General features: G+C 35.2%; 19 protein-coding genes and 2 pseudogenes. 17 read left to right on the top strand and 4 right to left on the bottom strand.

Annotation, left to right across the window (positions count from 1 at the left end; genetic code table 11):
* Positions 1-63 precede the first annotated feature (63 nt).
* Positions 64-855 (top strand): hypothetical protein, encoded by a 792-nt coding sequence (locus tag ACS127_RS03575; protein WP_440897077.1) that lies wholly within the window; start codon positions 64-66, stop codon positions 853-855.
* Positions 856-1,312: 457 nt separating this feature from the next.
* Here the strand turns inward: ACS127_RS03575 and ACS127_RS03570 are convergent, their stop codons facing one another.
* Positions 1,313-2,566 carry an MFS transporter gene (locus ACS127_RS03570; protein ID WP_440897076.1) on the bottom strand — a complete coding sequence of 418 codons (1,254 nt, stop codon included), beginning with the start codon at positions 2,564-2,566 and terminating at the stop codon, positions 1,313-1,315.
* A gap of 562 nt (positions 2,567-3,128) precedes the next feature.
* Between ACS127_RS03570 and ACS127_RS03565 the strand changes: the two genes are divergently transcribed.
* The 10 genes and pseudogenes from ACS127_RS03565 to ACS127_RS03520 all read left to right on the top strand — a co-directional run bounded on the left by ACS127_RS03565 (position 3,129) and on the right by ACS127_RS03520 (position 11,425).
* On the top strand, positions 3,129-3,455 hold the full coding sequence (locus ACS127_RS03565) for a PTS lactose/cellobiose transporter subunit IIA (RefSeq protein ID WP_440897075.1): 327 nt from the start codon (positions 3,129-3,131) through the stop codon (positions 3,453-3,455).
* Between the two features lie 89 nt (positions 3,456-3,544).
* The gene (locus tag ACS127_RS03560) at positions 3,545-3,844 is read left to right on the top strand and encodes a PTS sugar transporter subunit IIB (protein ID WP_440897074.1); all 300 of its coding nucleotides are present in this window, start codon (positions 3,545-3,547) and stop codon (positions 3,842-3,844) included.
* A gap of 258 nt (positions 3,845-4,102) precedes the next feature.
* Positions 4,103-4,222 (top strand): annotated as a pseudogene (locus tag ACS127_RS03555) (hypothetical protein); the annotation flags it as partial.
* 681 nt (positions 4,223-4,903) lie between these two features.
* Positions 4,904-5,884, top strand: a complete 981-nt coding sequence (locus ACS127_RS03550; protein ID WP_440897073.1) for a hypothetical protein — start codon at positions 4,904-4,906, stop codon at positions 5,882-5,884.
* Between the two features lie 746 nt (positions 5,885-6,630).
* Positions 6,631-8,043, top strand: a complete 1,413-nt coding sequence (locus ACS127_RS03545; protein WP_440897072.1) for a LysM peptidoglycan-binding domain-containing protein — start codon at positions 6,631-6,633, stop codon at positions 8,041-8,043.
* A 655-nt stretch (positions 8,044-8,698) separates the two neighbouring features.
* Positions 8,699-9,001, top strand: coding sequence for a hypothetical protein (locus tag ACS127_RS03540; RefSeq protein WP_440897071.1), 303 nt, complete (start codon positions 8,699-8,701; stop codon positions 8,999-9,001).
* Positions 9,002-9,199 (top strand): helix-turn-helix transcriptional regulator, encoded by a 198-nt coding sequence (locus tag ACS127_RS03535; protein WP_440897070.1) that lies wholly within the window; start codon positions 9,002-9,004, stop codon positions 9,197-9,199.
* Between the two features lie 556 nt (positions 9,200-9,755).
* Positions 9,756-9,905: a hypothetical protein gene (locus ACS127_RS03530; protein ID WP_440897069.1), complete on the top strand. Its 150-nt coding sequence runs from the start codon at positions 9,756-9,758 to the stop codon at positions 9,903-9,905.
* A gap of 181 nt (positions 9,906-10,086) precedes the next feature.
* Entirely contained in the window at positions 10,087-10,323 is a 237-nt protein-coding gene (locus ACS127_RS03525) for an alpha/beta fold hydrolase (RefSeq protein ID WP_440897068.1), read from the top strand.
* 142 nt (positions 10,324-10,465) lie between these two features.
* Complete coding sequence (locus ACS127_RS03520) at positions 10,466-11,425, top strand: glutathione S-transferase family protein (RefSeq protein ID WP_440897067.1); 960 nt, start codon at positions 10,466-10,468, stop codon at positions 11,423-11,425.
* Positions 11,426-11,747: 322 nt separating this feature from the next.
* On the opposite strand, the gene ACS127_RS03515 is transcribed toward ACS127_RS03520, so the two are convergent.
* Positions 11,748-12,578 carry a GNAT family N-acetyltransferase gene (locus ACS127_RS03515; RefSeq protein WP_440897066.1) on the bottom strand — a complete coding sequence of 277 codons (831 nt, stop codon included), beginning with the start codon at positions 12,576-12,578 and terminating at the stop codon, positions 11,748-11,750.
* Between the two features lie 440 nt (positions 12,579-13,018).
* Between ACS127_RS03515 and ACS127_RS03510 the strand changes: the two genes are divergently transcribed.
* The 3 genes from ACS127_RS03510 to ACS127_RS03500 are packed head-to-tail and all read left to right on the top strand — an operon-like array spanning position 13,019 to position 14,906.
* Positions 13,019-13,453, top strand: coding sequence for a helix-turn-helix domain-containing protein (locus tag ACS127_RS03510; RefSeq protein ID WP_440897065.1), 435 nt, complete (start codon positions 13,019-13,021; stop codon positions 13,451-13,453).
* On the top strand, positions 13,450-14,178 hold the full coding sequence (locus ACS127_RS03505; RefSeq protein ID WP_440897064.1) for an ABC transporter ATP-binding protein: 729 nt from the start codon (positions 13,450-13,452) through the stop codon (positions 14,176-14,178). Before ACS127_RS03510 ends, ACS127_RS03505 begins: the two co-directional genes overlap by 4 nt.
* Positions 14,175-14,906: an ABC transporter permease gene (locus ACS127_RS03500; protein WP_440897063.1), complete on the top strand. Its 732-nt coding sequence runs from the start codon at positions 14,175-14,177 to the stop codon at positions 14,904-14,906. The genes ACS127_RS03505 and ACS127_RS03500 overlap by 4 nt, the downstream gene beginning before the upstream one ends.
* Positions 14,907-15,037: 131 nt before the next feature.
* Here the strand turns inward: ACS127_RS03500 and ACS127_RS03495 are convergent, their stop codons facing one another.
* Both ACS127_RS03495 and ACS127_RS03490 read right to left on the bottom strand, forming a co-directional pair.
* On the bottom strand, positions 15,038-15,166 hold the full coding sequence (locus ACS127_RS03495) for a hypothetical protein (protein ID WP_440897062.1): 129 nt from the start codon (positions 15,164-15,166) through the stop codon (positions 15,038-15,040).
* A gap of 19 nt (positions 15,167-15,185) precedes the next feature.
* A complete protein-coding gene (locus ACS127_RS03490; protein WP_440897061.1) occupies positions 15,186-15,686 on the bottom strand; it encodes an AAA family ATPase in 501 nt (166 codons plus the stop codon).
* A gap of 446 nt (positions 15,687-16,132) precedes the next feature.
* On the opposite strand from ACS127_RS03490, the pseudogene ACS127_RS03485 reads away from it, so the two are divergent.
* The 3 genes and pseudogenes from ACS127_RS03485 to cwlD all read left to right on the top strand — a co-directional run.
* Positions 16,133-16,274: pseudogene (locus tag ACS127_RS03485) on the top strand (30S ribosomal protein S14); the annotation flags it as partial.
* Positions 16,275-16,804: 530 nt separating this feature from the next.
* Positions 16,805-18,043 carry an EAL and HDOD domain-containing protein gene (locus tag ACS127_RS03480; protein ID WP_440897060.1) on the top strand — a complete coding sequence of 413 codons (1,239 nt, stop codon included), beginning with the start codon at positions 16,805-16,807 and terminating at the stop codon, positions 18,041-18,043.
* Positions 18,044-18,657: 614 nt separating this feature from the next.
* Positions 18,658-19,359 (top strand): N-acetylmuramoyl-L-alanine amidase CwlD, encoded by a 702-nt coding sequence (gene cwlD, locus ACS127_RS03475; RefSeq protein ID WP_440897059.1) that lies wholly within the window; start codon positions 18,658-18,660, stop codon positions 19,357-19,359.
* The last annotated feature ends 60 nt before the right edge of the window (positions 19,360-19,419 follow it).

Here is a 19,419-nt window from a genome sequence, read left to right as displayed (position 1 = left end):
TCTCCCCCTATTTTAGTGCTTACAATTAGTTTATACTTTATATGAGCTATAGGGTCAAGGAGAGTGTTAGAAAGAAAAAATTGGGCCATTGGTCAAGAAAGAGAAACCTTAACAAATATAAAGCAATTCCTTGAACAAAAACTACATTTTAATGAAGGGAAGTACTACATAATGAAAAGATTTATGAAATTTTTATTTTTAAATATGGCTCTAGTGGCATTTATTGCAATCTTGGTTGGATGCGGGAATAATCCAGAAGGGACAGAGGCTGATTCAGAAAATGGTTCCGCTCCTGAGACAGAAACAGAAGCGGATGATCAGGAAGAAATGAATCACAAAGAGGATGATGAATCTCCAGCAGCAGACAGTTCAGAAAATGATTTGATAGATGAGAATGAAGCTGATGCAGGGTCTATATCTAATAATTCCATTTCTAGTAACGAAACCGAAAGTATAGATGATGATGCATTATCTGCCTATTCTTCTGAGGAAATTGAATATGCTCGTGTTTGGTTGCAAATGATAGGTAATCAAGATATTGAGGAATTGAACGTTTCCCATACTTCAGCTGGGGAGCAAGTGAATCCTTATGATGATGATAGTGTAGATTTTCCGGAAAATGTTATTACACTACAAGGACAAGTGATGGCAGAGGGCACAGTGACTTATAGCGGTAATGGAGATGGTACAATTAATTTATATGAGCTTCCTTCACACTGGCCTAGTCATGAACAGATAGACGAGCCAATGGAAGAGTATACTGAGAATATCATTAATAGTACAGAACGCATTTATATTGAAACAGGTAACGATGAAGAGATTGTAAATATAATTGATAAACTATCGATTCGTTAATCAATGGTTATTATCTCCGTGGTAGAAAAAATTAAATGGATGTTAAAAACAAAAGACTGTTCCTTGTATAGAACAGTCTTTTGTTTTATTAAGAAATTAATTGTTATGGTTTATGAGCAATAACGTTTGGGCCTCAGAATAAGAAAGACACTTATTCTTGCACTATCAAAAAATAAAAGATTTTATTGACGATAGTATAAGTAAAACGATGGCATTCGCCAAAAAGACTTGCCGATAAGCCAAGTTTTTCTAACATTGTGACTTCTAAAGTCGCTTTCCTTAGTGCGATGACTCGCCCCACTGAAAAGACCCGCATAACCTATATCGTGTAGACTTAATCCACTGATTGAAGTTTCGGTTTAAAGAAATGGCAAGATTCCATATTCCAATCATCCTTTTCAATCCATTCTTGATAAAAAAACAATAGAATCATCGAGAACGTCATATGCTGTTTCAGTTACATTTTTTTGTCTGGATAAATGGGCTTAACTTTGCTTAGTGCCACACCGAATTTTCTAGAACGAATAATGATTAAAGCTGGAATTAAAAGGATAAAAGCGCCTATAAGCAAAACGGTTTTCCCAGTCATAACTTCAGGAAGAGCCCCCGCTAAAAAAGTACCCAACATCGAACATATACCACCGATAACGTAGGTAGAGCTTCTAACCCTTGTTAAAAATTCATTGGGAGTAATCCCTTGATGAACAGCCCCTTGGACAATAAAAGCCATCGAGAGCGCACAGTCAAAAATAGCCATCCCTAAGCACATGATGATAAAAATGTCCGTAGCTGTAATCATTAATATCCCTATCCCAGAAATAATCATTAATGTACTAATCAGCGTCATCCAATTTTTATTTTTAAATAGATTGATCAAAAAGATGCCTGCAATATTACCAACACCAGCACTCGATAATAAAACGCCTATTAACCCTTCTGATAACCCCATCGTTATTTGGGCGTAAAAAATAATGGTTAATGAGATGAACACCGTTGTAAAGCCCAATATACACATTGCCAATGTACTAATCAGCTGTTGTGGGTTATCTATCAAAATCCTCATGCTATCCAATGATTTTCTTAGAAAGGCATTTAATTTATTTTTTGCTACATAGTCTTCCTCTGCTTTGATAAAATCTTCTCTATTGCGAATAAAAGCAATAAATAAAGAAGATAAAAGAGACAAAGTTGCACAAATAACCAATGTTAATACCGAACCTGTTTTTGCTAGTAGTATTCCGCCTAATGCAGGACCGATCACAGTTGCAATGGCATCTGCCGCTTCGATATTTGTATGTGCTCTTAATAAGTTCTTCCTACCGGCAATATTAGGAATCATCGAAGTAAATGCTGTTCTGCTAATTAACGCAACTAAGCCCATTATGAACAATAATAAAGCAATGGTAATAGCATTGAGATTGTTTGTTGCCAGCAGAAAGGCAAGGATCAAGATACCTATTCCATAAAGGAAATGACAAAAACTAGCAACCCTGACTTTATTCTTATTTTCTATCCATGTTCCGATGGGTATCGCAAATAGAATCGTACCTAATTGCTGAGATAAAGCGACGAGAGCTGTAACAAGCGGTGAACGGGTTAAACCTAATACAATTAATGGGATCACTAACTCTCTAAATCTACCATTTAAAATAGAAAGGAATTCTGAGCCCCACATATATCTAAAATTTCTGTTAATAAGTAATGTCTTCAATTTAATTCTCTCCTCGATAACAGAGAGATACACTACTTCAATGAAAAGTGCTTCGATTTTATTTAAGCTTTTGCACTTGCTATCCCATCAGCAAAAACAAGAAATTCTTATTCAGTTTTATAGTAATCTCTCTGTTTAGATTAGTTATATATTAAAACAGAGAGAGATTTAAATTGGCCTCATTTTTAGTTAACTCCTTATCTGATTGTTCGTGAGTAACTCACTTTTCAAACGTAGTTTAACATAAAATACTGGAAAACCAAAATATATAATAAAAGTTAAATACAAGCTACCATTCTGTGATTTTTTCGCCTTTCTTTTGCATGGTAACTTTTCTAAAGCACGAAGGTAATCAAAAAAGAAATCATATATTTAGCTATATTTCCTTGTAACAGGAAAGAAGTATAGATGTTAATTGGGAAAGTGGTAGTTAGAATGAAATTAACCAAGCACATAAATGGTAACTTCATCAGTCGCATCAATGTTTCAGTTTAAATGTACATTTCTTAAAAGAAGAGGACATTAAATTTGCTTAATTTTATAGACAAGGTGGCGAAGTACAGTGGAACAAGTAAAGAAAGAAGAGATTATAACAATCTCAATGAATGTAATATTACATGCAGGAAATGCAAGAGAATTTGTATTTAAAGTAGTAAATAAAGCTTCAAAGGGAGAGTTCAATGAAATAGATAAATTATTGCAACAGGCGAATAAGGAGATTACAAGAGCCCATAGAGTGCAAACAGATATTTTGCAAACAGAAGCAGAAGGGACAGAAATACCATATTCTCCGTTGTTTGGTCATGCTCAAGATACATTAATGACTGTGAAGTCTGAAATTAATATGATGCGAGAAATTATAAAACTATATGAAGAAATTAAACAATAAATCAAATAGTAAGAATGTCCTTGTTATTAAGCAGAATAATGTAAGTGTTTTCTTTGCTTGGTAATATTATAGTGAAAGGAGGAAGTAAAATGAAAAATATACTTTTAATTTGCGGAGCGGGAGCATCCAGTGGATTTATTGCAGGAGCCATTAGAAAAGCAGCGAAAAAGAGGAAAATCGAAGTTTCTGTAAAAGCAAGAAGTGAGTCAGAGTTGGAAGAGCATATTGATAATATCGATTGTTTATTAATTGGACCGCACTTGGCGTATAAGGAAGAAACATTAAAAGAGCAAACAAAAGATAGAAATATCAAAATATCTATTATTCCTCAAGATATTTATGGTTCCTTGGATGGTAACAGAGCATTGGATTTAATTCTGGAAGATTAACCAAGTTGATATTTTAAAATATAGTATTGAAATTCACATAATAAGGTGGGATTGAAATGCAGAGAATCATGAAGTTTATGACAGAGAAATTTACTCCCGTTGTAAATAAAATCACAAAAAATCCATGGATATCAGCTATTCAAGATGCTGTAATGATAATATTACCATTAATTTTAGTAGGATCACTCATTACCATTGTTAGTTTATTAGATAATCTGATTCCAGTAATACCTGACTTGTCTTTGATCAATAGCTTTTCCTTTGACAGATATTGTCCAAACCTATCCTGGTTTTGTATTATCCGTGTTTATCCCTGTATTTTTATATACGTTTGGTATAAGCGGATGGGTGATGATGCCTGTAATATATCCGGTTTTCGGAATAGTCATCTTTTTAGGCATCAATTCGATCTTTATTATTTAAAATAATTGCATTAAAAGCATTGTCGATATTTTTAATCCTGTATTCTTATCGGTTCCTTAGTCAGTTCAATCTTTTACGATTGCTAAGGTTAAAATAACCTCTCTTTTTAATTTCTCTCTGTAACCCTCATGTTATCCTCAATACTAATTATGTTAGAATGTTATCGTTTTATGGGAAATTAATGATAACCTTTAAGTCCTATTGAAGTTGCACTTCCTTTCTTTAACTATCTATCATTCTAGACAAAAGGATCAAGCTATTTGTAGGAACTCATAGAACGGAAAAAGATATGCAGATTTTATTTAATAGATTTTTTGTAAAATAAAAGAAAACAACCAAATAAATAAAAAAAGGTCATTGTAAGTCCCGTATAGTTAATGTGCTTATAATAATAAACTTATGGAGGTATGCGTGATGAATCAAACTAATTTAACACGTAAGAACACACTTTTAGAAATAGCTGATTATCATGACGAAAACTTATTCTAAGGGAAGTGGGTCACTATAGTTCTAATTTGATTACTCACCTACAAAATTTCAAATACTCCAGGTTCTTTATTTTAGAATTAAATAAATTTATCTTATATTCGATATATAAAGTAGAGGCCAATAACAATTATGGAAAGGATGAATAGCTTGTTTAAAATCACTCATGTTCAACAAACGTCCAGCTTTTCCTTTAAGAACGTTATCGATAAAAATATTCCCAATAAAAATAAATTTAACACTCAGGGAGCAACTGTAACAATAAGCGAGGAATCTCAAAATAAGTATATTCAATCACTCAAGTTTAAAGAAACGAATAAAGATGATGTGATGCTAAAGCAATTTCGAAAATTCTATGAAGAGTATCATAGTGATGAAGCGATTGAAAAGAGAAAACTTGAACAATTAGAAAAAGAACAAGCCTACAACCGATTGGAAGATGAGTTTAGTTTAAGTGTCGAATATCATTTTCCAGAAAACACACTCCACCAAACAATTAAAGAAACTTTGGAGGGGAAGGTTGTAAACGCATCACTTTATGCTGCTGAATTAGCTTCAGCCATTCGCAGTTCACTTTCAATGCCTGACAAAAATGCTGAGGAGCGAGCAGCGTATCGGGAAATGGCACTAAAACAAGCAGAACATATTGCTGAACATTATTTTGCTAACGAACAAGAAGCCACATCGTTCATGAATGAAATAAATAAATATTATGAAAACGATGTGTTGCGTGAGAAAGGATATGTTGTCTTTGATAATAGTGACTTAAAACCGTTTAAAAACTACAGTAGCCCCCTTTCGAACGGTAAAGATGTAAGTTTTTACACACTCGCCAAAAGGTATATGGATGAGGAGTATTTTGAACGGTTCATTAAAGGAGAAGGAACCCCAAAGGAATCAGCAAGGTTTCTTATGCAAATCAAAAATAATAAAGAAAAATATAGGAAAGAAATTATAGAAGAGTTTGAACTTAATGAACAGCAAGCTGAAGAGCAAATCACAGCAACAAAAGCAATGTTTGAATCATTTGTTTGGGAAAATGGTCTTGTTACTGAAACAATGGAAGAACAACCAACTTATTTGGTTGAAATATTAAAGTGGAATAAAGACATGTTGAATTTATTTAATTAAACTATCGATGCGAGGATTGTTTCCATTCACATAGGAACTTGAAGCGAGTAGGTGACCCACAAGCTTATAATGGGTCACTTACTCATATATGAGGTAATCACATGATATTCATCTATGAAAGGACAAATGTAAGTCTAGCAAATAATTGCTTTGAAATTTAGACTAGAAATTTCTTTCACTTCATTAAAATATAATCGTTTATACGCGATTTTTTCACTATAACTTACTACTTAAACAGTAGTATAGTAGTTATTTTTCTCCTACAGAGGCTTTATCCCTTTCTTGAAAACTTCCTAATTTTTCGCTAACAAGTTACAATTATTCCATGTTTTTACTGACAAACCGACTTGCAGTGTAAGATTAAAATTCAATTAATTTCTTTCATCTACTTCGATGTTTTGATATAATCATGCGTTGCTTTCAGATTAGTATGCGTTCAGGTATATGAAGCCTCCTCCATTGAAATACCTTCTTCATAAGCCCAGATGATGAATGTATGCCTTAATTTATTATAGATAAATATCCATAAACTTGGCGCAACAATGGTTTTCTATGAGACGAATAACCATACTATGGAAGGATACGGAGCAGTTGCCTCGCAAGAATAAGTGCTTTTCTTATTCTGGGTCCTAGTCTTACGACGGTAATTAAAGCTTTGTTGTGTGATAGATAGACAAAATGGACGAACGGGACAAACGCCCTATGAATAGTATGGTATACAGAATATTTAAAATGGAGGGGAAAAAATGTACATTCATACAGTACAACAAGGGGAAACGATATGGCTGATAGCCCAGCGTTATGGTGCCGATCTCAATCAGATCATTTTGGTCAATGAGTTGGATGATCCAAATGCACTGGCTGTTGGGCAGTCGCTTGTTGTTCCTGAATCAAATCGGGAATATGTTGTCCAACCGGGAGATAATATATGGACAATAGCTCAGCGTTATGGGGTGACAGTACAGGAACTCGCTATTTACAATAGTATTTCTGATCCAGGGATGATTTTTGTTGGTCAAATGCTGGAAATTCCATATGTGATTTATACGGTACTGCCGGGTGATACTCTTTGGCAAATCGCACAAAACTATGGTACAACGATTGAACAATTGCTGCAGGTAAATAATCTTACGGATCCATCAATACTTTATCCTGGCAGTCAATTGCGGATTCCGCTGGGAGATCGACCGGTTACAGAAGTGAATGCCTACACGACAAGTATCAATCAAGAAGGAGCAGGGGAAGTCACTGTACTGGGCAGGAATTTTACGTATCTTTCTCCGTTTATGTACAGCATGCGTGAAGACGGTAGCGTCACGGAACTGCAAGATGATCCGGTGATTGAAGCGGCATGGGCAAATCAGATACAGCCGCTATTAGTCTTGACAAATTTCCGGGAAAGCAATTTTGATTCGGATTTGGCAGCCGCTGTATTGCGGAATCCGGATATTCAGGAAATACTGCTTGATAATCTATTGCAGATCATGAGAGTTAAGGGATATGCAGGTCTCAACATTGATTTTGAATATGTTTATCCTGAAGATAGAGAAAATTATAATGATTTTTTACGGAGGACCGTTGCCAGATTGCATCCAGAAGGATACACAGTTGCGACGGCACTTGCTCCAAAGGAAAGTACTGAGCAACAAGGACTCCTATATGAGGCACATGATTACCAAGCTCAAGGAGAGATTGTCGATTTTGTTATTTTAATGACGTACGAATGGGGATGGGCAGGTGGTGAACCATGGGCGATAGCACCAATCAATAAAGTTCGTGATGTGTTAGATTACGCTGTAACCGTTATTCCCCGAGATAAAATTCTAATGGGTGTACCATTATACGGTCGTGATTGGCGCATTCCATGGGAACAGGGAACGACGGCACGAACTGTTAGTCCAAAAGAAGCGACCCAATTGGCAATTCAATATGGTGCTGCCATTCAATATGATGAAACCTATCAGTCGCCTTTTTTTCGTTATACCGACGAAACGGGTCAGCAGCATGAGGTTTGGTTTGAAGATGCCAGGAGCATGCAGGCAAAATATGATACGGTCAAAGAATATGGCTTACGGGGCGTCAGTTACTGGGTGCTAGGAATCCCATTTCCACAAAATTGGGCGGTACTTCAGGATAATTTCCGGGTGCGAAAGATATAATAAAAGAGCAAATCTCTTATTTTTTAGTATACCTATTGGTTTTGCTGCTGAACAATGGATTGTTTAATGAAAATTCATGATTGAATCGTTTGTTTATAAGTTTTATTAAAGGTATAAGCTAAAACATATAATCATTGATTATTAAGGCAATGGTTTCACAACTAATTGTTGATGAACTCTTTATTAAATAGAGGTTATCTACACGAAGGAAATAACGTTGATGAAAAATTTTTGCCACAGTTCTTGGATAATTTATCAAGCATCAAAATGGTTTTGTAAAATTTGATGCTTGTTTGTTTTGGTTCGATAGATTTTATCTTAAAGAAAAGTATCATTCAGTGCTTATCATTTGAGAAAGTCCGATAACCATAGACATAGTGTTCTTTCTGTTCAGCTAAGCCAAACGTATGATTTTATCTCCCATGCTATTAACATTATTCAAATAGATTGTTTTGAGAAATAGTTTTATTGCAGATAGCCGTCCATAAAGCTTGGATTTGCATGGTCTACACTGCGCAGATCTAACCCTCACTGATTGAAGTTTGGTTTTATATAGATCACATGAGGTGTAAAAAGTATTTGACATTTATGGAGACGATGATATAATAATAAGTGTCAAAAACTTTTTACATTTTTCTTTGGAGGGAATGAAAATATGGACTGGATAGTTATTGTGTTTTTTTCTGTTTTAGCAGTTAGTTTGCTGCTAATCGTTATGACACTTGCTTCATTGCCACAATTAGGGGACGAGAGAAAAAACTTTATCAAGATGAAAGCTCAATCTTATACATTTGCAGTTACAATTTTTTATCTATTGATAAGAATTGGTGAATTAATTTATGTTACGTATTGGACAGACCATTCTTTTAGAGGAGAGAATCCATTCATTTTGCTTTTTGTGATTTCGATTATTTATTTAATTACTTTATTATTCACAAAGAAAAGGTACGGTGGTTAAATGGAGAACCGAATTCGTGAATTAAGAAAAGCATCAAAATTGTCTCAAGAAGAGGTTGCCAAACGATGTAAAGTCTCAAGACAAACGATAAATGCGATTGAGAATAATAAATATGACCCAACCCTACAGTTAGCTTTTAATTTAGCTTCTGTCTTAAATACAACGGTGGATGAACTATTTATCAATCTACATGACTGATTATTACCAAGACCTCTATGATTGAATGGAGGTCTTTTTTTTAATAGATAAGCGTATATAAAATGGGCTCTATTCCAGTGTTTTTAACTAGGTTATCTTAACTATATGGAGAAAAATATTTTAAAACGTTTGTTTTTTTGATGAGCACCAACATTGGGAAACTTTCAAAGAAAAATATGAGGATAGAATGCGCCCGGTCGTCACCAAAGCTTTTTTATTGAGTTTTTAAGGTGCAAAACTCAAGTTAGCAATAAAGGTCCGTGCGAAGAAATTAAGCATAAATTGTGAAAGATGTATAAAAAGCCTTGAACTTGTTTGCAAACCGATGAACTTGACTGCATTTCAGCAAAGTTGATTGTATTTTCGCTAACTTGACTGTATTTTGTCAAAGTTGATTGTATTTTCGCTAACTTGACAGTATTTTGTCAAAGTTGATTGTATTTTTGCTAACTTGACTGTATTTCGCCAAAGTTGATTGTATTTTCGTTAACTTGACTGTATTTCGTCAAAGTTGATTTTACTTTTATTTTTAATCGATTGCCAGTAACAGATGATTATGAAACGGACTAGCGGTTGTACTAATCTGGCAACATTGGATCCAAGTGTTCCACCTCAATTCAGCTGTGAACAATGTGGAGGAGCAATGTATCCAGAGTATTATAGAGGGGTACATGGCTATGAATATAAATTATTGGATGTAATCTAATTTGGCCCTAGGGAGAAAAAGACCAGGCGGGATTTGCCCGATTTTTCTTAAAAAATATAGATCAACAGTGACATCACTTAACTTTTGACAGCAATTGCTCTACTTGCATATCAAGAGTTAAGCCTTTGCCTATTTCAAACTAACCGAATCATTTAAGAGAATGGGCTTACCAAAAAGGGATATGATCGGGTTAATAAAATCTATGAAAGAACTGGATTTCAGCAAACGTTTAGTAGAAGTATCCTGTAAAACGCTGATACTGTGTAGTGAAAAGGATAGATCGAATCGGAAAGTTGCTGAACAATTAAGCAATCGGATAATGGGTGCCAAATTAGAAATGATTCAAAGTGCTGGACACGAAGCAAACATAGATAACCCTGAGGGTACGGCAGACATAATCAACACTTTTTGGAGCTAGCCATTATTTGAAGATCAACACACCCTATCTGCTACCAATCAACTTGTTTGTCCATTGGTTGGACTTTTCCTATAATGAAAGTATGGAATTTGTTTAGAAAACGCGTTTCAACTATAAGAAAAGTGAATGAAAGGAGATCAATATGGGGCTGTTAGTAGAGGGTAAATGGTATGAAAAGACGGATGATGTAAAAGAGAGTGATGGACGTTTTATTCGACAAGACTCCCAATTTCGTAGTTGGGTGACGAAGGACGGAAGTGCTGGGCCAACTGGTGAAGCTGGCTTTAAAGCTGAACCTAATCGCTATCATTTGTATATTTCGCATGCTTGTCCGTGGGCGAACCGAACGATGATTATGCGTAAACTGAAAGGGCTAGAAGAGATGATCTCGGTGTCCGTTGTAAACCCTATCAGAGATGGTAGAGGTTGGACATTTGAGTCTGGTGAGGGTGTCATTCCAGATCCTATTCTGGATGCAGATTATTTGTATCAAGTCTACGTACATGCTGATCCGAATTACAGTGGACGTGTATCTGTACCCGTACTCTATGATTTAAAACAAGGTAAAATTGTTAATAATGAGTCAGCAGAAATTCTCCGGATGTTCAATTCTGCCTTTGATGAAGTAGGTGCGAAAGCAGGCGATTATTATCCAGAAGATTTGCGAGCTGAGATCGACGCAATCAATGAAAAAGTATACGATAATGTCAACAATGGTGTATATAAAGCAGGTTTTGCGACCAAGCAAGAGGTTTATCAAGAAGAAGTGACAAAACTGTTTAAAGTACTTGATGAGCTAGAAGAACGATTAGAGACCAATCGCTATTTAGTAGGTCAGCAAATCACTGAAGCAGATTGGCGTTTATTTGTTACACTGATTCGATTTGACTCTGTTTATCATGGTCACTTTAAATGTAATCTTAAACGGATTGTGGATTACAAAAATCTCTGGCGTTATACAAGAGAGTTATATAATTATCCAGGCATTAAAGAGACGATTCATTTTGATCACATTAAAAACCACTACTATGGTAGTCACAAAAATATTAATCCAACAGGTATTGTCCCTGAAGGACCTGAACTAGATTTTAGCTTAGAGTGATTGAACGAAATACTTTTAGGAGCTGTTGCAAAATGACAATCTTGTGATAGCTCTTTTAACGTTTGCATTGGGCAGTCTAAATTTTGTTAGCTTAGTAAAGTAAGAGCTATAAAATTTATGCTTGATCACTTGAAAGTGATTCACTTAAAGCTTCAGATTGATGCTCGAATGTATTCAAATGTTACATTTAGAATGACAATTAATATTACCTTTGCTGAAAAAGCTTTCTGACAGTATAAAAAGAGCACAGATTTGAATCCGTGCTTTTAATTATATAAACGATTCTCTTTATTCCATAGCCCATATCGAAGGAATTGCATAATTATTCCAGTGAAAAGTCATAGCCAACATAGTTAAAGAAATTTCTGAATCCTATGCTCTCTGCAACTGCAACAGAGGGTTTATTCATTTCCATACAGTCCCAATATGGAATCTGATCATTCTCCAGACAATCTTTAACATAATGATGAGCTATCTTTTGAGCTAATTTTTTACCCTGGTAAGGGGCTAATGTTTCAATATCAATGCAGTGAACATTTTCAACACTGAAACCTGAAAAACAAATACTTACCACTTTATTTTGATGAATAATACAATATCCTATACCCTTGTTAAAGAAAGCCTCAGGTGAGGACCAAGATGCTAATATTTTGCCATGTAAAAACTCAATGTTTTCAATTGATTGATTCCTATTTTCAAAAAGCCTCTCACTGAGTTTAGCAACACGATATCCCTTTTCAATCACAGGTTCAAAGCTGTTTTTATAATCGGCTTTTTGTAATGTATAAACCTTCTGATTCCAACTTCCTAAATCACGGTTCTCAAACACCCTTTTAAACGTATCATTCCATTTAGTATGATCACCAATAGCTTCAAACCAAGCTAAGCCAACCTTGCTAGCTTCTGGTTTGATAACTGTATCGATAAAATGATTTAATTCAGTATTGAATTCTCCATTCCTTTCATTTCCAATAAAGAAAAACCCATCGTTATTACCTAACCAAATAAGTCCGGAAGTGGGAGAATCAACATCATCTACAAAAACACGACCAGGATTTACTCCTTCGATAACTGCTTTAGCTTCCAACTGACCCTGTTCATATAGCAAATCGCTACATCTGTAGAATTCAGCCTTTTTTAATTCTAATATCATTAGCTATCTCCTTACTTTCTTGAAATCGGACAATCTGGGAGTTTTTTCTTGTTAACGATCTTACTCTGCTAATTTTATGTCCGTTCCTAACATTTTTTTTAACTAACTTATTTTTCGAGAATCTGTTTATTGAATAACAGATTCTTTATCTTTCCATAGTAACACCAAAGCTTTTTATTTAAAATCAAATGCTCGGGTAAAAGCGTAATGATTCTTTTGTTTTCATCTAACGCGATTTTTTCCATTTTTTAATGCTTAGAATAGCTGTAGACTACACACCCATGAATAATATAGGATAAAGCATCTTATTAATCGATTACTGTTTGTATTTAGGATAAAAAACAGTTTTGCGGGCAACAAATTTGAACATCAATGTTATCTTTTGTTGATAGACGGATGCTATAAGGTAAAGGATAATATAAAAGGAGGTGTAAAAAAACATGATAAATATGAATTTGACACGATTAAGACAGCAACATCAATATACACAAGAAGAGTTGGCAGAACAATTAGGTGTTTCCCGCCAAGTAATTGCAAAATGGGAAAAAGGGGAGTCAACTCCTGATATCCATTTTTGCATCAAATTAGCTGAACTTTATGATGTTACAATTGATAATTTAGTGAACTACAACGAACAAGAAGAAGGAGTAGCGGTTCCACCGAAAGGAAAGCATATATTTGGTGCAACGACAGTTGGAGAACGAGGACAAATCGTGATACCCAAAAAGGCTCGGGAACTATTTCATATTGAAGCGGGTGATACCTTAATGATACTTGGAGATGAAGACCGAGGTCTTGCTATTGTCCCACAAAATTATATGCAGGGTTTTTTTCCTGCAAATGTCCTCCTAAATAAAAAGGAGGGAGACAAATGATTGCAATTGAAACGAAACAGTTAACGAAAAGATATGGTAAGCAAAAAGCTGTGAATGACGTTTCACTGTCAATCACAAAAGGAGAAGTGTTCTCAATCCTTGGTGTTAATGGAGCTGGAAAATCAACGTTAATTAAAATGCTCTCTTGTTTAATAAAGCCTACGAGTGGAGAGGCTGCCATCTTTGGTTACGATGTTCTAAAACAAGCAGATCAAGTGAAAAAACTTATTGCTGTCTCTCCACAGGAAACAGCAATTGCACCTAATTTAACTGTATATGAAAATTTAGAACTGATGGCAGGCGTACATGGTTTCTCACCAAAGGATCGTGAACAAAAGGTTATCGAAGTAATGAATGTGTTATCACTTACCCCCTTTGGGAAACAGCGAAGTCAGACCTTGTCTGGAGGTTGGAAACGTCGGTTAAGTATTGCAATGGCATTGATCAGTGAACCGGAAATTTTATTTTTAGATGAGCCAACTCTAGGTCTTGATATTCTAGCAAGACGTGAACTTTGGGAAGTTATTAATGGGCTGAAAGGTCATGTGACGATTATTCTCACCACACATTATTTAGAGGAAGCTGAAGCTCTGTCAGACCGAATTTGTATTTTAAAGCAGGGAGAAGTGAAGGCGCTTGGGGGTGTAGGGGAATTAATCACTCAAACTTCTACATCATCTTTTGAAGATGCTTTTGTTTCGTTAGTAAGAGAGGTGCCAAAATGAAAACAATGATGTTTAGTTTACGCACAACAAAAGAAATCATTCGCGATCCAATTTCGATGTTATTCGGTTTATTATTTCCGGTTATTATTATCCTGTTATTAACGTTTATTAATCAAAACGTGCCCAATGATTTATTTAATCTGACCAACCTAACACCAGGTATTGCGGTCTTCGGTCTATCATTTATGTCATTATTTTCAGCACAAATCATTGCAAAGGATCGTGCGAGTGAATTCCTCACTCGATTATTTACCACGCCGATGACATCATTTGATTTTATTATGGGCTACACTTTGCCGTTAATCCCAATGTCATTATTTCAGGCAGTGATTTGTTATAGTGTGTCAATCATGTTGGGAATGCCCTTTACTGTAGAGCTTATTTTTTCAATTCTGCTCCTCTTGCCAGTAGCCATCTTATTTATCGCGATCGGACTTTTATGTGGAAGTCTGTTCAATGAGAAAGCGGTAGGAGGAATTTGTGGAGCGTTACTCACAAACGTAACAGCATGGCTTTCAGGTGCATGGTTTAGTTTAGAGTTAGTGGGTGGTTGGTTTGAAAGAATAGCTTATATACTGCCATTTGTACATGCTGTTGATATGGGAAGAGCAGTGATTCATGGTGATTATTCAAACCTTTTTCCTCATATATGGTGGGTTATTGGTTATGGGATAGGGCTAACGATATTGGCGATCTATATTTTTCAGAAGAAGATGAAAAGTAGCTAAATTCCAAATCTAAAAGAAATAGAATAGCCTATTTTTAATTTTTTTAGTAATAGTAAAAAATCCTCTTTCACAGGAGGATTTTTGCTCTGTTTTTAGATATTCAATTAAATGGGCCGTTACATAATCATTGTCTACAAATTCTTCTCCATTATAATATAGGGTTTGCCTCCCTTTATAAATTCGAAGTTAGTCTCTTGCAAACCAAATTTTTTGTAAAAGTTCACCTTGCTTTTTCTGGCGTTACACCAAATTCTCTTCATACCCTGAGCCTTGACCTTTTCAAAAGTACTCTTCCAAAAAGCGTTCAACTTCAATACCATTTTTGAAAAAATAAATCTTATCAGATTGCATCGCCAAATCTTTTATCAATGTTGCCCGTTCTTGATGATAGCCAATCACCCATTTGAAATTACAGTAGAGAAATTCAAGTGTAGGTTTAGAGTTGTATTTTTCTGTGCCGATCCTTTGTCGTATCCAGCGTCGAAGTGTGCGATATAATCGAGTATGTAAGGGTACATCTAATACAATAATATAGTCACATGTGATAAAACTTTCTCGTAGTATTTCTCGAGGACTGCCTTCGACTATCCAATCCTTTTGTCCGATGATTTCTTGGAATAATACATCACGTTCAGCCTTTGTACGTCGGATGTCCTCTTGACTTGTGCGTGCGTAAACGATGTTGTCCTTTTCATAGAAAGGAACTTGATATTTCTCAGATAAACGCCTAGCCAATGTAGTTTTACCACTAGCTACTGAGCCTACGATATCAATCCTCATATAATCCTCCCTCTATAAAGTTAAGTTTTCTTCAAAATGCTCCTTTATAGTCTAAACGTGTAGATTATAAAATCCTCATCTGATTCTATCCAGTGCTAAGTGTAATCTTAATGATCAAGTATGGGTCTCTAAGAATTTTATCGATAATGATCAAATCTTAAATTGCTTCCATCTAACAATTTTATTATGCATATCATGTAACCTTAAAAGCAATTTGAAACATGTTTAGTCTTAATTATCTTGAAATTGGATCATTTGTGGTGGGGGCTTAATCTTATTGAGTTCAGTGAATGTCATTATTTAATTTGAAAAAGTACTGTCTTTGTTATCTATTGTAACACTCCTTTAGAGATTCTTGTTTCCCATTTAACAAAAGGGTTGTTATTCATATCTGCTTTATATAGTTGTGAAAGCGAAGAACCTTGAACTCAATACAGTGATCAATAAATTCTTCACCGACACATTTAAAAAACCGCTATGAGATTACAGGCAGACCACGTGGTTATCTTCGTAAATTCAACATGTCTCGAATCTAGAGAGTACGCTCATAAAGGACAGATCCCTGGTGTAAAAAAAGCCAGTTGGTAGTTGAATTAGTGAAAATGAGTAAATAACATGTAACTTTATCTATTAGCGTTGGATCAACTTTTTTTGATTCCTGTCAAGTTTAATTTGACAAGGCCTTCATTTCTTTATGTAATGGTAATGATCTTTAAGTATCCTTTCGATCAATTTAACGAAATAAAACATGAAAAAAATGCATGCTTTCATTAGTACTTGCCTAAGTACTTGCCTAGTCGAAATAAAATGAGTGATTCAAAGGAGCTTTGTCTAAGAACTCAACATCTTGTAGGAATGTTGAAGCTGTAGATCCATGTCCAATCAAAATCATGAGTAGAAATAAATTTTCTAGACGAAGGAGGAAATAGATAGCTACCGTTTTCAAGGAAAGTGATTTCTGCTAGGATATGTTAGTTTTGAGGACGCGCTTTAAGTAAAATCAATGTTTTAGCTCCACATACCACCCGTAATCCGAAGCGTTATTTGACTTAATAGAGGTTTATGTTAATCTATTTGTAATATATCGTAACTATTTTGAAACAATAGGCGGTGTCGACATGGAAAAGGTAATGTTAGCTAAGCAGCCCATCCTCAATCATAAAAAGGAATTATTTGCATATGAATTACTCTATCGAGGTGAAGAGCCAACAGATCATTTTGATGGAGACTTTGCCACAATTGACGTCATGGTTAATGCATTTGTGAACATTGGTATTGAACAGCTTTCTGGTGCTTATCCTGTCTTTATTAACTTTACAGAAAACTTATTAAAAGAAGGTATCATACAGCAATTTGATCCAGATAATCTTATTATTGAATTACTTGAAACAATTGAAATTACAGAAGAAATAAAGTTTTTCATAAAAAAGCTTGCGAAACAAGGCTATCGACTCGCACTCGATGATGTAACACTTGAGCTGTTTGAAAAATGGGAACAGGCTGACCTGATCCGATATCTTACCTTTATTAAGGTGGATTTTATTCAGTGTGAGACCAGATGTAAGCGCCAGCAAATTGCAGAACGAGTCCGTCAGAACTATCCTCGTATTCGGCTTCTCGCTGAAAAAATTGAAACGATTGAAGTTTTTAGAGAAGCATTAGAGATAGGCTATCAATATTTTCAAGGTTATTTTTTCATGCGACCTAAATTAATGGAGAGCTTAGAAATACCAAGTTTTTATTACACCTATCTACGATTAATTCAGCAGATTGATCGTAAGGATTTTGATTTGAAGGAAATTGCAAATATTATTCAGATGGATTTATCTTTATCTTATAAGTTATTAAAACTAATCAATTCACCTGCCTATCGTCGAATTGAGCGAATACACTCAATTCACCAAGCTGTTGTATTGTTGGGGCAAAAGGAAATTAAAAAGTGGCTCTATATTCTTGCATTAAGAGAGAATTATCAGAGGAAGAGTTTTCAAGGAACTGACGCATTGGTGAAAAGCTCTTATTATCGTGCAAAAATGTGTGAAAGTATTGCCCAGAGGATTGTTCCCAATTTAAAGCAGGAAGCCTTTTTAGTCGGTTATTTTTCTCAATTACCAGCGATCTTATTGCAGCCAATTGATAAGCTATTACGCTCTTTATCTTTAGATGAAGTTATCGAGCAAGCCCTACTAGGGAAGCAAGGCATCTTAACTGACATTTATCATCTCGCTGTTGCTTATGAGCAGGTAAACTGGCTCGAATTAGATCGATTGATGGAGAAGCTAAGGCTTGATCAAGAATGGGTTTTTACTACATATCAAGATGCCCAAACATGGGTGCAAAATATTCTCAGAAATTAAACCTAGTCAAGATAGATAGGTTTTTTGTGCTATAAGAAAGTTTGAAGGTTAGCTGAAAATCGGAGTAGCTGTAAAAAACACAGATTGGAAGAATAAACAAAACTAATATAAACGTATTTGTTATGTTGTAGGATTATTGAGTAGTGTAATATTTTCACAAAATGGTCTGGAAAAGATTCAAGAAATCATTTATCACAGATAACCGTCCGTAAAACTCGGGGCAACACGATGTGGTGGTTTTAGCCTGTGGTCCTTCCTAAGAGAGGAAACAAATCTATTAGGCGGGAGATACAGGTGTGCTAATGTCCTGGTTCACTTAACTAAACAAATGTTTTCAGTGGGGCGTATAATCACAGCCCCAGTCCCAATCAGTGGGACTAAGGGATACAGACTAAGATCACGACGTCCTGTCGTAACGTCTGCACTAGCACATCTTGGGGTTGTGATTACTCACCCCACCCAAAAGACTTGTGCGTCGAAAAACTCTCACTGATTGAAGTGAAGTAATCCATAGTGTGATTTCACTAAATGTCGAGGTAATATGAGCTTTTCTAACGTTCTAATTGTCCAAGCTCTTCCATATAGTTAAGTAAATATGAACGGAGGAATGGACAATGTCAAAAATAGTAAATTTCATCATTTGGATGGCAGGATTCTTCTTATTATTCTACTTAATGAAATATCCAATTGAACAAACAATCGATTCAATGGATTCACTAAATCTTCCATTATCAAATAAAGTCATTGTTCTTGATCCCGGACACGGTGGTGCAGATGGTGGGGCCGTTGGAGCAGATCAGACATTAGAAAAGGAAATTGCTTTAACAGTCAGCCAAAAGCTACGAGATTATTTACAACAGGCTGGTGCAGAGGTCTTTTTAACACGGGAGACAGATCGTGATTTAGCAAATGATGATACGAAAAGTATTTCACAGCGAAAGGTTGAGGACATCAAGAATCGAGTGGCTTTTATGGAAGAGAAGGATCCGGATATTTTTATTACGATTCATTTAAATGCACTTCCTTCTACACAATGGCGTGGGGCGCAAACGTTTTATCACCCTAATCAGCCAAATTCCAAAATATTAGCTGAAATGATTCAGGAAGAAATTAAAATAAATCTCGCTAATACCAACCGAGAAGCGTTAGCGATTAATAGCATCTATGTGTTGAAATATGCTAATCGACCTGCCTCATTAGTAGAAATTGGTTTTTTATCAAATCCTGATGAACGTGAATTATTAAAGCAATCACCTTATCAAGATAAAATGGCAGCAAGTATTTACTATGGTATTTTGAGCTATTTTTCTCAATAAATCAGCCGATTTTTTCTGGAAAATCGAATATGCTATACTAACGATAAGATGAATCGAAAG

The organism is Amphibacillus sp. Q70, assembly GCF_052055485.1.
Lineage (GTDB): Bacteria > Bacillota > Bacilli > Bacillales > Amphibacillaceae > Amphibacillus.
This window is presented reverse-complemented; position numbering and strand designations above follow the sequence as displayed.